Origin of the sequence: uncultured Bacillus sp. (assembly GCF_958411575.1) — a bacterium.
GTDB classification, from domain to species: domain Bacteria; phylum Bacillota; class Bacilli; order Bacillales; family Bacillaceae; genus Bacillus; species Bacillus spizizenii.
Genome location: NZ_CATYRA010000016.1, coordinates 1 through 13,634 on the forward strand (window position 1 = coordinate 1; position 13,634 = coordinate 13,634).

14 protein-coding genes are annotated in these 13,634 nt (G+C 43.7%); all 14 read right to left on the bottom strand.

Going from position 1 to position 13,634, the window contains the following annotated elements; all coding sequences use genetic code 11:
- Positions 1–342: 342 nt before the first annotated feature.
- Positions 343–1,842, bottom strand: a complete 1,500-nt coding sequence (gene lysS / locus Q5C82_RS19165) for a lysine--tRNA ligase (protein WP_003218408.1) — start codon at positions 1,840–1,842, stop codon at positions 343–345.
- Positions 1,843–1,933: 91 nt separating this feature from the next.
- Positions 1,934–2,935 (bottom strand): tRNA dihydrouridine synthase DusB, encoded by a 1,002-nt coding sequence (gene dusB, locus Q5C82_RS19170; protein ID WP_003218407.1) that lies wholly within the window; start codon positions 2,933–2,935, stop codon positions 1,934–1,936.
- 13 nt (positions 2,936–2,948) lie between these two features.
- Positions 2,949–3,167, bottom strand: a complete 219-nt coding sequence (locus Q5C82_RS19175; RefSeq protein ID WP_003218406.1) for a helix-turn-helix domain-containing protein — start codon at positions 3,165–3,167, stop codon at positions 2,949–2,951.
- The gene (gene folK / locus Q5C82_RS19180; RefSeq protein WP_003218405.1) at positions 3,119–3,622 is read right to left on the bottom strand and encodes a 2-amino-4-hydroxy-6-hydroxymethyldihydropteridine diphosphokinase; all 504 of its coding nucleotides are present in this window, start codon (positions 3,620–3,622) and stop codon (positions 3,119–3,121) included. The genes Q5C82_RS19175 and folK overlap by 49 nt, the downstream gene beginning before the upstream one ends.
- Positions 3,619–3,981: a dihydroneopterin aldolase gene (gene folB, locus Q5C82_RS19185; RefSeq protein ID WP_003218404.1), complete on the bottom strand. Its 363-nt coding sequence runs from the start codon at positions 3,979–3,981 to the stop codon at positions 3,619–3,621. The genes folK and folB overlap by 4 nt, the downstream gene beginning before the upstream one ends.
- Entirely contained in the window at positions 3,974–4,831 is an 858-nt protein-coding gene (folP, locus tag Q5C82_RS19190) for a dihydropteroate synthase (protein WP_003218403.1), read from the bottom strand. The genes folB and folP overlap by 8 nt, the downstream gene beginning before the upstream one ends.
- Positions 4,813–5,694 (bottom strand): aminodeoxychorismate lyase, encoded by an 882-nt coding sequence (pabC, locus tag Q5C82_RS19195; protein WP_003218402.1) that lies wholly within the window; start codon positions 5,692–5,694, stop codon positions 4,813–4,815. Before pabC ends, folP begins: the two co-directional genes overlap by 19 nt.
- Positions 5,694–6,278 carry an aminodeoxychorismate/anthranilate synthase component II gene (gene pabA / locus Q5C82_RS19200; protein ID WP_003218401.1) on the bottom strand — a complete coding sequence of 195 codons (585 nt, stop codon included), beginning with the start codon at positions 6,276–6,278 and terminating at the stop codon, positions 5,694–5,696. Before pabA ends, pabC begins: the two co-directional genes overlap by 1 nt.
- 13 nt (positions 6,279–6,291) lie before the next feature.
- Positions 6,292–7,701: an anthranilate synthase component I family protein gene (locus Q5C82_RS19205; protein ID WP_003218400.1), complete on the bottom strand. Its 1,410-nt coding sequence runs from the start codon at positions 7,699–7,701 to the stop codon at positions 6,292–6,294.
- A gap of 164 nt (positions 7,702–7,865) precedes the next feature.
- Positions 7,866–8,792 carry a cysteine synthase A gene (gene cysK, locus Q5C82_RS19210; protein ID WP_003218399.1) on the bottom strand — a complete coding sequence of 309 codons (927 nt, stop codon included), beginning with the start codon at positions 8,790–8,792 and terminating at the stop codon, positions 7,866–7,868.
- 75 nt (positions 8,793–8,867) lie between these two features.
- Positions 8,868–9,761 carry a peptidyl-prolyl cis-trans isomerase gene (locus Q5C82_RS19215; RefSeq protein ID WP_003218398.1) on the bottom strand — a complete coding sequence of 298 codons (894 nt, stop codon included), beginning with the start codon at positions 9,759–9,761 and terminating at the stop codon, positions 8,868–8,870.
- Positions 9,762–9,810: 49 nt separating this feature from the next.
- Positions 9,811–10,686, bottom strand: a complete 876-nt coding sequence (gene hslO / locus Q5C82_RS19220; protein ID WP_003218397.1) for a redox-regulated molecular chaperone HslO — start codon at positions 10,684–10,686, stop codon at positions 9,811–9,813.
- A gap of 11 nt (positions 10,687–10,697) precedes the next feature.
- Positions 10,698–11,474, bottom strand: coding sequence for a type III pantothenate kinase (locus Q5C82_RS19225; RefSeq protein ID WP_003218395.1), 777 nt, complete (start codon positions 11,472–11,474; stop codon positions 10,698–10,700).
- A 192-nt stretch (positions 11,475–11,666) separates the two neighbouring features.
- The gene (gene ftsH / locus Q5C82_RS19230) at positions 11,667–13,580 is read right to left on the bottom strand and encodes an ATP-dependent zinc metalloprotease FtsH (protein ID WP_003218392.1); all 1,914 of its coding nucleotides are present in this window, start codon (positions 13,578–13,580) and stop codon (positions 11,667–11,669) included.
- Positions 13,581–13,634: the final 54 nt, after the last annotated feature.

Genomic DNA, 13,634 nt, shown 5'->3' on the forward strand with positions numbered 1-13,634 from the left:
GCGACACCTGTGTGACCTGCGTCGTGCAGGCCTTAGTTTGACTGACTACGCACATCGCTGTGCGATTTTATAAAAAATGAATTAACAGGTACGTTTTGTCTTGTTTAGTTTTCAAAGATCATTTTGTCCACTTCGTTCAAGCGACTTTATTATTATAACTCGTTGACTCAGTGAAGTCAATAACTTTTTTTGAAGTTCTTTTTTCGTTATCGCCTTGTTTAGCGGCAACGAATAATAATATACCACCTTGCAAATAATAGTGCAATAGTTTTTTTGAAGAAATACTTAGGAATTTAAAAAGAGCGGCATCCCTTCATAGAGGAAGGATGCCGCTCTTCTTTATTAGCGTTGTCTCATCTGCGGGAATAACAGCACATCGCGAATAGAAGGAGCATTCGTCAGCAGCATAACCAGACGGTCGATACCGATGCCTAAACCTCCTGTTGGCGGCATACCGTATTCTAGAGCTTCAACAAAGTCTTCATCCATTAGATGAGCTTCATCGTTACCGGCTTCACGCTCTTTTAATTGCGCTTCAAAGCGTTCTCTTTGATCAATTGGGTCATTCAGCTCTGTAAACGCGTTTGCATGTTCACGGCCTACGATAAACAGTTCAAAACGATCTGTAAAGCGTGGGTCCTCTGGGTTTTTCTTAGCTAGAGGAGAGATTTCTACAGGATGTCCGTAAATAAACGTTGGCTGAATAAGCGTTTCTTCAATTTTTTGTTCGAAGAATTCGTTGATGATATGACCTACTGTCATAGAATCTTTAATCTCTATGCCATGTTCTTTTGCATATTCACGAGCCTGCTCAACAGTAACCTCTTCCCAGAAATCAACGCCAGTCGCTTCTTTGACCGCGTCAACCATATGGATTCTTTTCCACTCAGGTTTAAGGTCGATTTGTTCTTCGCCGTATTGGATCGTAGTTGTTCCAAGCACTTCTTGGGCGATATGAGCGACAAGGTTTTCAGTTAAGCTCATGATATCTTTATAGTCCGCATACGCTTCATATAACTCAATCATCGTGAATTCAGGGTTATGGCGTGTAGAGACACCTTCATTACGGAATACACGGCCGATTTCATATACTTTTTCTAAACCGCCGACAATTAGGCGTTTTAGGTGCAATTCGATTGCAATACGCATGTAGAGTGGAATATCTAACGCATTGTGGTGAGTGATAAACGGACGTGCTGAAGCTCCCCCAGGAATGCTGTGCATTGTTGGTGTTTCTACTTCTAAGTATCCGTGATCATCAAGGTATCTTCTCATAGCTTGAATGATCTTGCTTCGTGCGATGAACGTATGTTTGCTGTCTGGATTTACGATAAGATCCAGGTAGCGCTGGCGGTAGCGCTGCTCAACATCTTTCAAACCATGGTATTTGTCAGGAAGCGGACGAAGCGCTTTTGTCAGCAATTCAAAAGAAGTTGCTTTAACAGACAATTCGCCTACATTTGTTTTGAAGACTTTTCCGGTAACACCGATAAGATCACCGAGGTCAGATGACTTGAAGATTTCATATTGGTCGTCACCGACACTGTCTTTTCTTACGTAGATTTGAATTTGGCCTTCTAAGTCCTGAAGATGCGCAAATCCGGCTTTTCCTTTGCCGCGTTTTGTCATCATGCGGCCTGCGATTGTGACTTCAATTGCTTTTTCTTCTAACTCTTCTTTGGTTAGATCTTGATATGCTGAAATAACTTCCTGAGACTGATGAGTTCTTTCAAAACGTGCGCCGAACGGATCGATGCCGTTATCTCTCAACTGGTTCATTTTATCGCGTCTGACTTGCAGCTGGTCGTTCAATTCTTCATGGTTATGCTCTTCTTGACTCATTGTTATCACTCCATTACAGATATTGTTTCATGAAAAAAGCAGAAAAACTGCCAGCGCAAAACTGGCAGTGAGCAGCAAATAGAGGTGAGTATTATCCTACTTTTGCGTTTTGAAGCTCTTTTGCCTCAACTTCAACAGTAAATGCATCTAAAAGCTGCACAAACTCTTCTCTTGTCTCGCAATGATTGATTTCATTACGAACATTCGCATTGCCTCTTACGCCTTTCAGATACCATGCAGCGTGCTTTCTCATTTCTCTTACCGCTACGTTTTCACCTTTTAAGTTAATCAGGCGGTCAAGATGCAGTTTGCATACCGCCATTTTTTCGCGTACTTGCGGCTCTTCTTTTAATTCACCTGTTTCAAGGTACTGAACAGTACGGTAAATCATCCACGGATTGCCCAATGCAGCGCGTCCGATCATGACACCGTCTACTCCTGTTTCATCGAGCATACGCTTAGCATCCTGCGGCGTCTTAACATCGCCGTTTCCGATAACCGGAATCGATACTGATTGTTTTACATCTTTGATGATGTCCCAGTTTGCCGTTCCTTCGTACATCTGTACTCTTGTACGGCCGTGAAGTGCAACGGCTTTTCCACCCGCACGCTCTACAGCCTTTGCATTTTCCACTGCGAAAATGTGGTCTTCATCCCAGCCCATTCTCATTTTCACTGTAACTGGTTTATCAACGGCATCCACTACTGCAGAAACCATTTCGTAAATCTTATCAGGATCGAGAAGCCATTTGGCTCCCGCATCGCATTTTGTAATCTTTGGCACAGGACATCCCATGTTAATATCAATAATATCCGCAGTTGTGTTTTGATCTACAAACTTTGCCGCTTCCACAAGGGTTTCCTTTTTCCCTCCAAAAATTTGAAGGCTGAGCGGTTTTTCACGTTCATCAATGTAAAGCATACCCATGGTTCTTGCATTGTTGTAAAGGATCGCTTTGTCACTGACCATTTCAGCACATACCAATCCAGCTCCGAATTCCTTTACAGTCAATCTGAATGCTGAGTTGCAGACACCAGCCATAGGGGCAAGCACAACCCTGTTTTTCAATTGAATATCACCGATTTTAAACATTTTTGACCTCCCTTCATTCGTTATCTTTTTCTGGCGGCGCTAATTCGTCCGCGCTTATATTTAAAACATCTGCTGCACCTTGAATGATGGCAGCTGACGGCAATCGGTTTCCGCGTTCAATTTCGCCGAGAATAGAAACTGATATACCTAACGCTTTTGCAAATCCTTCTTGAGTATAACCTTTCAGCTTTCTGAATGCACGAATTCGTCTACCCCAGATTTCTGCTTCCATACTCTTACACCTTCTTGGTCTGTTTCCGCACTTGTTGCCTCTTTTTCAACCTGCGGGCAAATCTCCGCAAGCGGCGCAAGGACAAACAAACGCTCATACATTCTCGGATGCGGAACAATTAGTTGCTCTGTTTCAATATTTTCACGATTAAACAGCAAAATGTCAAGGTCTGCCGTCCGCGGTCCCCATCTTACTTCCCTTGTTCTTCCTAATTCATTTTCTATATGCTGTGTCAGCTCAAGGAGTTCAAAAGGGTTCAGCGCCGTCTTGATTTCAACAGCCATATTCAAAAATTCATCTTGATCTTCGTATCCGACCGGGTCAGTTTCGTAAATGGACGACACTTTCGTGACTGTCACCGCATCATGCTGGTGCAGCAATGTCACCGCTTGCCTTAAATACGTTTCTCTATCTCCAATGTTGGATCCAAGTGCGATATAAGCTATGTTGTTCATGACTTTTTTCTCGTGATTTCAATTGCTACTGATTTATAGTGTCCGGGAATTGGCGGATCTGGCTTAATCACTTTGACAGTACATTGCTGCACCGGCTGAAATTTCTTGAGCACAGTGTCGGCAATACGTTCCGCCAGCGTTTCCACCAATTTCACAGGCTCCCCTTCTACGATATCTTTACATACGTGATAGAGCTCAGCATAGTTAATCGTTTGCTCAAGGTCATCTGTTTGTCCGGCTTTGCTTAAATCCAGCTCAGTGATTAAATCAACTTTAAATCGCTGTCCAAGCTTGTTTTCTTCTTTGAACACACCGTGGTATCCGTAAAACTCCATTCCTTCTACAAAAACTTTATCCATGGTGCACCCCTCCCTTATTCAGCATCGCGTCCATCATTTTCGCCATTCTGGCAATTTGTTTCACGTCATGGACCCTGACAATGTCACAGCCTTTTTGAATGCCGAGACACACGGTCGCCCCTGTGCCCTCAGCCCGCTCCTCAGGTGGAAGATCCAGAACACGCCCGATGAATCTTTTTCGGGAGGTTGCCAGAAGAACCGGATACCCCAGCCCGCTCAAAATCTCGAGTTTATTCATCACTGCCAAATTATCATGATAGGTTTTCGCAAAACCAATACCTGGATCAAGGATAATGTTCCTCTCCTCTACTCCGGCCTCAACAGCGATTTTTACACTCTCCATTAAGTCCGACAGCATATCCGGCAATAAGTCATTGTAATTTCTCTCAGGGCGGTTATGCATGAGAACAATCGGAACATTGTGTTCGGCTGCAACAGAAGCCATCTTCGGATCATGTTTCGCTCCCCAAATATCATTGATGATGGATGCGCCGGCTTTAACAGCTTCATCTGCGACAGAAGCCTTGTACGTATCTACAGAAATCGGCACGCCCAGTTCTTTTGTGATCCGCTCAATTACCGGAATCACTCTGGACATTTCCTCATCCTCTGAGACATATTCAGCGCCAGGCCTTGTCGATTCTCCTCCGATATCAATGATATGGGCACCGTCATCGATCATCTCTTTCGCGTGCAGGAGGGCCTTGTCCAAGCTGTCGTATTTTCCGCCGTCCGAGAAAGAGTCAGGCGTTACATTTAAAATCCCCATCACCAGTGTCTTCTCTTTATATGATAAAGCGCTGGGCTTGGTGTGGATTACCTGTGTTTGGTCTATCGTTTGCTGCGCCATTCTCTTCCTCCCTTTTCATGAATCATGTTCTTTATTTCTTTTTTGTATAGCGTTTGAAGAGCAGAAGCTGCTTCTCCTCTTTGGCCCGCATAGTTTACTTCTTCTATTTTAGTAAACGGGATGATCTCAAGAACCGAGTTCGTCATCCACGCCTCGTCAGCTGTCAAAAGAGCTTCCAGCTCATATCGGCCCGTTTTGAGTTCCAGTCCAATTTTCTTTGCATTTTCCATGACAAAACGTCTCGTGATACCGTCCAGAATACCGGTATCAAGAGATGGCGTATAGATGCAGCTGCCTTTTCTCCAGAAAACATTTGATATGATGCCCTCCGCTACAGCTCCATCCTCCGTTAAGAAAATCCCTTCGACACGCGGATCATTTCCGATTTCTCGCTTCGCATACATATTATTTAAATAATGATGAGATTTTAACCGGAACGCCCCCTCTGGTGTGTTTCTCCGTATTGATAAAACCTTTCCTTCTTTTTGCAAAGGAAGACTTTCTGGTTCCAGTTGGTTCACATAGCATAAAACAGTTGGCTTATCGTAAGTCTGGGCAACAAAGCCTTTATCGCTGATTCCGGCTGATATGTCCAGCCTGACGCGGGCATTGCCATCCTTGATCTTATTCAGCCGAAGCAGCTTGTCCAGCATCTCAAGGATCTCATGCTTTGAAACAGTATATTCGATTTGCAGATCCTTAAGTGCGCGTTCAAGCCTTTCTATATGCCAATCAAGCAAAAATGGGTAGCCTTCGTAGAGCCTGAAGGTTTCGAAAACACCGATCCCATATAAAAATCCATGGTCAAAAGGAGAAAGAACTTCATCTTTCTCCTCTATATACCGGCCGTTAACATATATCATCACGCAATAACTTCCTTGCGGTATGTCTCAATGAAATTTCTAAGCATTTCTTTCCCAAAGGAGGTCATAATAGACTCTGGGTGAAATTGCACGCCCTCTATCGGGAGGTCATTGTGGCGAATGGCCATGATTTCTCCTTCTTTCGTTTGTGCTGTTACTGTAAAACAGCTTGGCAGTGTCTCAGATTTTACGATCAACGAGTGGTAACGAGTCGCGACAAGGGGATTTTTCAAACCTTCGAAGATTGTCTTGCCGTCATGCTCGATATCCGAGGTTTTCCCGTGCATAAGCCGTTCAGCCCTAATCACATCGCCGCCAAATACTTGTGCGATGGACTGATGTCCGAGGCATACACCAAAAATGGGAATTTCCCCCGCGAAATGTTTAATTGCTTCGAGGCTGATCCCTGCCTCATCAGGACTGCACGGCCCAGGTGAAATCATTAGAAAATCCGGAGACAGCTCTTCGATTTCTTCGATTGTGATGTCGTCATTGCGTCTCACAATCAGCTCTTCCCCAAGCTCACCCAAATACTGAACCAAGTTGTACGTGAATGAATCGTAGTTATCAATCATTAAAATCATTTCTCCGCTCACCTCATCTAATTTTTGTCTCTTCTTTGCTCAGCTCTAACGCCTTTTGCATCGCAAAAGCTTTTTTGAATGATTCCCTGTACTCGTGCTTTGGAACGGAATCAATCACAACTCCTGCGCCGGACTGCATAAATGCCTGCCCTCCGGTTGCATAAATGGTTCGAATGACGATATTAAACTGCAGATCGTGATTATATCCAAACCATCCTATAGATCCAGTATAAAGCCCGCGACGTGTCGGCTCAAGTTCTTCTATAATTTCCATCGTTCTTACTTTGGGAGCACCTGTAATGGTTCCTCCGGGAAATACAGCATGAATAATATCTACAGCATCATACCCATCCTGCAGTTCACCTTGGACGTTAGACACAATATGCATCACATGCGAGTATTTTTCAATCGCCATGAATTCGTTCACGCGCACAGACCCGTACCGTGATACTCTTCCTAGATCATTTCGCTCAAGATCAACCAGCATGACATGTTCAGCACGTTCTTTTTCATTGTGGATCAATTCGTTTGCGAGCGATTCGTCTTCTTCGTCCGTTTTCCCCCTGGAACGGGTGCCCGCAATCGGTCTCGTCTCTAGTAGCTTGCCCTTTTTGCTAACAAGCAGTTCAGGTGATCCGCAAATGATTTGGAAATCAGGTGTTTCTAAATAGGCCATATACGGCGAAGGATTTACTTCTCTCAGGGTCTTGTAAATTTGATATGGGTGGACAGACAGCGACTGTGACTGCCTTATTGATAGATTGACTTGAAACACATCTCCGCTGGCAATGTATTGTTTGATTTTCTCTACAGCTTGTGAGAATCCATCCTCGGTAAATGGTGCCGCGAAGGAACCGTCTGTTTCCCGCTTCATCTCTCGCGAAGGAACAGCAGGAAGCTCAGTCAGCCACATCCGCTCCAACTCGGATAGCTTCACGTCAGCAGAATTGTCAGTGCCATTAACATGAGTAATCAGCCACAGAGACTCTTCTTGATGGTCATAAACCGCTATATCATCAAAAACAAGAAAATAAATATCCGGTGTCTCCAGATCATCTAATGAGAGCATTTTAAAATTTTCAATGTAACGTGCGTAATCATAGCTGAGAAACCCGATTGCCCCGCCTTGAAAATCCGGGAGCTCGTGATCTGTTTCTGTTTCCAGCGTTTTAAACCAGCTGTGGAAAGCACGTAATGGATCACCTTCTTTAAACAGCATCTCATCCCCATGCTTAATAGTTGTAATTCCGTCTTTTCCTTTTACAGTCGCGATTGGATCAAGACCGGCTATACTGTATCTGCCGCCTCTTGCACTTTCAAGAAGTACATGCTGTTTTCTGGATTGCGAAAGTTTCTCAAATTGTTTTAAGAATGAGTCTTTTTGAAAAGGTACTTTTTTGCCTGCCGGTCTGCGTTGTGCCATTTATATCATTCCTCTATTTTCTTTTTTGCTTGTTTTTTTATTGTAAAGCAATCTTGTTAGTGAAAAAAGTGAATTTCTCTTCCAAGAATAACATTCGTCGCAGACATGGCATATTTGATGCACAAATATAAAAAAACTCCCGGCGCACCGGGAGTTTTGCTTTTTTAATCGAATTGATACAGCGGCGTGCTCAGATAACGTTCGCCGTTACTCGGAATGATGGCCAATACTTTTTTGCCTTTTCCGAGTTTTTTCGCTACTTGAAGAGCAGCATAAATTGCCGCGCCTGATGAGATGCCTCCGAGAATTCCTTCTTCACGTGCAGCTCTGCGCGCATATTCGAATGCTTCTTCATTCTTCACAGGGAAGATTTCATCATATACTTCAGTATTTAAGATGTCCGGTACAAATCCAGCTCCGATTCCCTGAATTTTATGGGGGCCTGGTTTTCCTCCTGATAGCACTGGAGAATCTGACGGTTCAACAGCGTAAATTTTGATGGAAGGGTATGCTTCCTTCAGAACTTCACCCGCTCCAGTAATCGTTCCGCCTGTACCGATTCCGGCTACAAATGCATCAAGCTGATCATCACCGAATTGCTCAACGATTTCTTTACCCGTTGTTTGGCGGTGAATTTCTGGGTTTGAAGGGTTATTAAACTGCTGTGGCACAAAGTATCCGTGCTTCTCAGCAAGCTCTTCAGCTTTCTTAATGGCGCCTTTCATGCCTTCCGCACCAGGAGTCAGCACAAGCTCAGCACCGTATGCGCGAAGAAGGTTGCGGCGCTCCATACTCATTGTATCAGGCATAACCAAAATAGCTTTTAATCCTTTTGCAGCAGCAACCATCGCAAGCCCGATTCCAGTATTTCCGCTTGTCGGTTCAATGATTGTATCACCGGCTTTTAATTTTCCTTCTTTTTCAGCGGCTTCAATCATGGCTAAACCGATACGGTCTTTTACACTGCTTCCAGGGTTCATGTATTCAAGCTTTAGATATACATCCGCACTGTTTTCATCTGCAAGGCGATTTAATTTAACGATTGGCGTATTCCCAATTAATTCAGTAATGGAGTTTGCTACACGTACCATTCTCGACACCTCAATTTCCGACTATTTGTATTGGTATTATGTATATAATCTATCAATTTCAAAATTTTTTGTCAATCACTTAGTACTTTTTTCCCCATAAAACCACGATACATCGGCTTCTTTCCAAAGCGTTTTGACTGTCGCTTTATCGCCTAGCTGATCCATTGCGATTTGCCGTCTGATCTGATCCTTTACTTCATCATATGAGAATGTTCTTGCCTTTAGTTTTTCTTTCAGCTGGATAACGGCATATCCGTTACTGACCTTTATCGGTTCGTCAGACCATTCATCCTCTTTGAGTGTTTGTGCTTCTTCAATGTATGCTGACGGAATGTTGTCTGATGCTTCTGTGACAAAACCTAAATCTCCGCCATATGGTGATGTATATCTGTCTGTAGACCTTTCGGCCGCGACAGCTTCAAAGCTTGAGCCGCCTTTCAGTTCTTTCAGGACTTCTCTCGCTTCTTCTTCATCTTTTACAACAATGTGCCGAATTCGATACGAATCATCAAACTGATACAGTTCTTTATTTTTATTATAGAATGATTTCAGTTCTTTGTTTGAGATATCAATATCCCTTGTTAACAATTCTTCAAGAAGGATATTATAACGAATTTGATCTTTCCACTCTTTCTCAGTTGTATGTTCGTCTTCGTAAAAGGAATTGTTGACCGCTTTAACCAGCAAAAACTCACGATCAATTTCGTTGTTAGACACTTTGAGGTTGTTCTTTTTGGCTAGCTGCTCAACGACTCGGACATTGATCATATCTTCAAGTGTCGATTTTCCATATCGGTCTTCCATTTCTTTCAGCCATTCTTCTCTTGTTACGCTTTTGCCACCGATCGTCGCAATAGACTCACCGGACGGCGATGCGCCTGCTTGGGATTTCGTCAGCGTATATGCAACGGAAATACAGCAAACCAACAGCGCCCCTAAAATAATGGTCCAGATAGTTCTTGATTTCAAATCTGTTTTCAGCCCCTTTTCTCAAATTCAAAAAAACCCGCTAAAGAGCTTAGCGGGTAGTTTGGTCACGAAGCCCTTCCAGCTCTTCTTTTGTAAATAAGTACTTTTCATTACAAAAATGGCATACTGCTTCGGCTTGTCCATCTTCTTCTATCATATCTTGTATTTCTTTTTTGCCTAGTCCTAAAATGGCTGTTTCAAAACGTTCTTTTGAACAAGAACAATGGAATTTAACAGGCATCGTTTCCAAAATCTCAGGCTTCTCGCCTAGGACTTCTTCTAAAATTTCTTCTGGTGTCAAGCCTTTTTGAATGAGCTTAGAAATCGGCTCTACTTGAGATAGACGCTGTTCAATTTTTGTGATGGTTTCATCATCTGTTCCCGGCATCAGCTGAATAATAAAACCTCCTGCCGCAAGAATGGTATTGTCAGGATTCACGAGCACACCTACGCCCACTGATGAAGGAACCTGTTCAGATGACACCAGATAGTAAGTGAAATCATCGCCTAATTCTCCTGAAACAATTTCTACTTGTCCTGTGAAGAACTCGCGCAAACCTAAATCTTTTACAACACTTAACGTTCCGCTAGTTCCAACCGCACGTCTGACATCAAGCTTGCCTTGTTCATTTAAATCAAAATGGACTTGCGGGTTAGAGACGTATGCCCTGACTTCCCCTTTTGCATTGGCATCAGCTACAATTGCTCCGATCGGACCTCCGCCCTCGACTTTGACCGTCAGCTTATCATCGCCCTTAAGCATAGCGCCGAGCATAAGTGAGGCTGTCATTGTACGGCCCAGTGCAGCGGATGCTGTCGGCCACGTACCATGGCGTCTTTGCCCTTCATTTACCATATCAGTTGTTCTCGCTGCATAAGCGCGAACTTTTCCATCATACGCAAGTGCTTTTACTAAATAATCCATTACAAAACCTCCTATACACTTCCTACGCGGTTTCGTTCATAAATCAATTCCAGCCCTTTTAGGGTTAAGAATGGATCAACGATATCTATACAATCTGATTCGTTTGCAATGAGCGGCGCAAGGCCTCCTGTCGCAATGACCTTTGGTTCCTGTTTTGCCTGCCATTTCATTCGTTTGACGATTCCTTCCACTTGACCGACATAGCCAAATAAGATTCCAGATTGCATCGCGCTTACAGTGTTTTTTCCAATAATATTGTCAGGCCGGGTGATTTCGATACGCGGAAGCTTTGCCGCACGCGAATAAAGCGCCTCTGTCGAAATCGTAATCCCAGGAGCAATCGCCCCGCCCATGTATTGTTTGTTTTCATCAATATAGCAGTACGTTGTGGCAGTTCCGAAATCAACAACAATTAACGGATTGCCGTATAAGTGTATCGCAGCAACAGCATTTACGATTCTGTCTGCTCCCACTTCTTTCGGATTGTCATATTTTATATTTAAACCCGTTTTCATACCCGGACCGACAATTTGCGGTTCGATATGAAAGTATTTTGTGCACATTCTTTCTAACGCAAACATGATTGGCGGCACTACTGATGAAATAATAATGCCATCTATCTGTTCAAACATAAGCCCGGAATGCTCAAATAAGGAGCGTAAAATCATCCCAAACTCATCTTCTGTTTTATGCCTGCTTGTTTCTATACGCCAGTGATATTCTAATTTTCCATCATGATATACACCAAGTACAGTATTGGTGTTCCCCACATCGATAACCAGTAACAACCTCTATCACCACTCTTGAATAGTTTCTCTACTTTACTTTTTACAAACATTCTACAATACCATACACGATCAGCAGCTCATTTGTAAACAAATCGATACCAAAATTGGATGATCGTAAAAGCCGCAGCCGAGCCCCTGATTTACATAAAAAAACTGCCAGCGTCAGCCGGCAGTTTTTAGAAAAAAATCGAATTACTCTTTTGTATCGTCTTTCTTTTCTTCTGTTTTTGTCAGAATGTTTACTTTCACATCATCGTTCTTTTCATCATCAGAGAAATTGCGCTCAGGCAATGTTCCATGATCGACGAGATGTTTGATTTGTTCAGCATCAAGCGTTTCTACTTTCAGAAGCGTTTGAGCAATCAATTCAAGCTTGTCACGATTTTCAGTGAGAATTTGTTTCGCGCGCTCATAACATTCTTTGATGATGCGCTGAATTTCCTGATCAATTTCGTAAGCGATTTGATCACTGTAGTTCTGTTCGTTGTTGAAATCACGGCCTAAGAATACCTGACCGCCCTGAGACTGTCCAAATTGCAACGGTCCAAGTTTTTCTGACATACCGAATTCTGTAACCATTCGTCTTGCAATATTCGTCGCACGCTGGAAGTCATTGTGCGCCCCTGTGCTGACTTCACCGAAGATAATTTCTTCAGCTACACGTCCGCCCAAGAGGCCGACAATTTTATCAAGCAGCTCCGGCTTTGTCTGGAAGTAACGGTCTTCTCTTGGAAGCATAACTGCATAACCGCCAGCCTGACCCCGAGGAACAATCGTTACTTTATGGACCATATCAGCCTCATCTAACACGAGTCCGATAACAGTGTGTCCGCCTTCGTGATAAGCCACGATATTGCGTTCTTTCTTGGAGATGACACGGCTCTTCTTAGCAGGTCCGGCAATCACACGGTCCGTCGCTTCGTCAATATCACGCGCATCGATTTTTTTCTTGTTTTGACGAGCCGCCACAAGTGCAGCTTCATTCAATAGATTTTCTAAGTCTGCGCCTGAGAACCCTGGTGTTCTCATAGCAATTGATTTCAGGTTAACCGTTTCATCCAGCGGTTTGTTTCTCGCATGGACTTTCAATACAGCTTCACGGCCAATGACATCTGGGCGGTCCACTGTGATTTGACGGTCAAAACGTCCCGGACGAAGTAAGGCTGGGTCCAAGATGTCCGCACGGTTCGTCGCAGCAATGATGATGATTCCTTCATTGGCGCTGAATCCGTCCATTTCAACAAGCAATTGGTTAAGCGTCTGTTCACGTTCATCGTGTCCTCCGCCGAGACCAGCTCCACGCTGGCGTCCGACTGCGTCAATTTCATCGATGAAGATCAAACAAGGCGCATTCTTTTTCGCATTTTCAAACAAGTCACGCACACGGGAAGCACCGACACCTACAAACATCTCAACGAAATCAGATCCGCTGATGCTGAAGAAAGGTACGCCGGCTTCACCTGCACAAGCTTTTGCCAGCAATGTTTTACCGGTTCCCGGAGGACCGACTAAAAGCACGCCTTTTGGTATTCTCGCACCAAGCTCGGCAAACTTGCGGGGATCTTTCAGAAACTCAACAACTTCAACGAGTTCTTGCTTTTCTTCGTCAGCCCCTGCAACGTCTTTAAATTTGACGCGTTTCTTTTCCTCTGTATACAACTTCGCCTTGCTCTTACCGAAGTTCATGACACGGCTGCCGCCGCCTTGAGCCTGATTGAGCAGGAAGAAAAACAGAATAAAGATAATGACAAACGGGATGATGGTCGTCAGGAATGTCACCCATCCGCTTGTTTCTTGAGCGGGCTCAACCTTTACGTCTGTCTTTTTCAAAGCATTAAATATCTGGTCTGCTCCCTTTCCTTCAGGAACATGAGACAAAAAGTATTGATCTTTGTCGTAGTTTTTCAGCTGTCCTTTTACCTCATAAACACCTCTGACAGGCTGAACCGATACGCTATCAACTTTCCCGTCATCCAGGTTTTTGATGAACGTACTGTACGACATATTTTCTGTTTTCGGATTTGAGGTCTGGAAGTAGCTCACAACCCCGATTACTACTAATAAAATAAGTAAATAAAAAATGGTATTACGGAAGACCCGATTCATTCCTTACCTCCTCCCACAGTAAGCACAACTATGTTCAATAGTACCATAGAAAAT

Bases quoted from the DNA above. Each gene is read 5' to 3' on its own strand.
- pabC (WP_003218402.1), bottom strand. From the start codon at position 5,694: ATGATATATGTTAACGGCCGGTATATAGAGGAGAAAGATGAAGTTCTT.
- ftsH (WP_003218392.1), bottom strand. From the start codon at position 13,580: ATGAATCGGGTCTTCCGTAATACCATTTTTTATTTACTTATTTTATTA.
- folK (WP_003218405.1), bottom strand. From the start codon at position 3,622: ATGAACAACATAGCTTATATCGCACTTGGATCCAACATTGGAGATAGA.
- cysK (WP_003218399.1), bottom strand. From the start codon at position 8,792: ATGGTACGTGTAGCAAACTCCATTACTGAATTAATTGGGAATACGCCA.
- lysS (WP_003218408.1), bottom strand. From the start codon at position 1,842: ATGAGTCAAGAAGAGCATAACCATGAAGAATTGAACGACCAGCTGCAA.
- folB (WP_003218404.1), bottom strand. From the start codon at position 3,981: ATGGATAAAGTTTTTGTAGAAGGAATGGAGTTTTACGGATACCACGGT.
- dusB (WP_003218407.1), bottom strand. From the start codon at position 2,935: ATGTTTAAAATCGGTGATATTCAATTGAAAAACAGGGTTGTGCTTGCC.
- pabA (WP_003218401.1), bottom strand. From the start codon at position 6,278: ATGATTTTAATGATTGATAACTACGATTCATTCACGTACAACTTGGTT.
- folP (WP_003218403.1), bottom strand. From the start codon at position 4,831: ATGGCGCAGCAAACGATAGACCAAACACAGGTAATCCACACCAAGCCC.
- Q5C82_RS19175 (WP_003218406.1), bottom strand. From the start codon at position 3,167: ATGGAAGCAGAAATCTGGGGTAGACGAATTCGTGCATTCAGAAAGCTG.
- Q5C82_RS19205 (WP_003218400.1), bottom strand. From the start codon at position 7,701: ATGGCACAACGCAGACCGGCAGGCAAAAAAGTACCTTTTCAAAAAGAC.
- hslO (WP_003218397.1), bottom strand. From the start codon at position 10,686: ATGGATTATTTAGTAAAAGCACTTGCGTATGATGGAAAAGTTCGCGCT.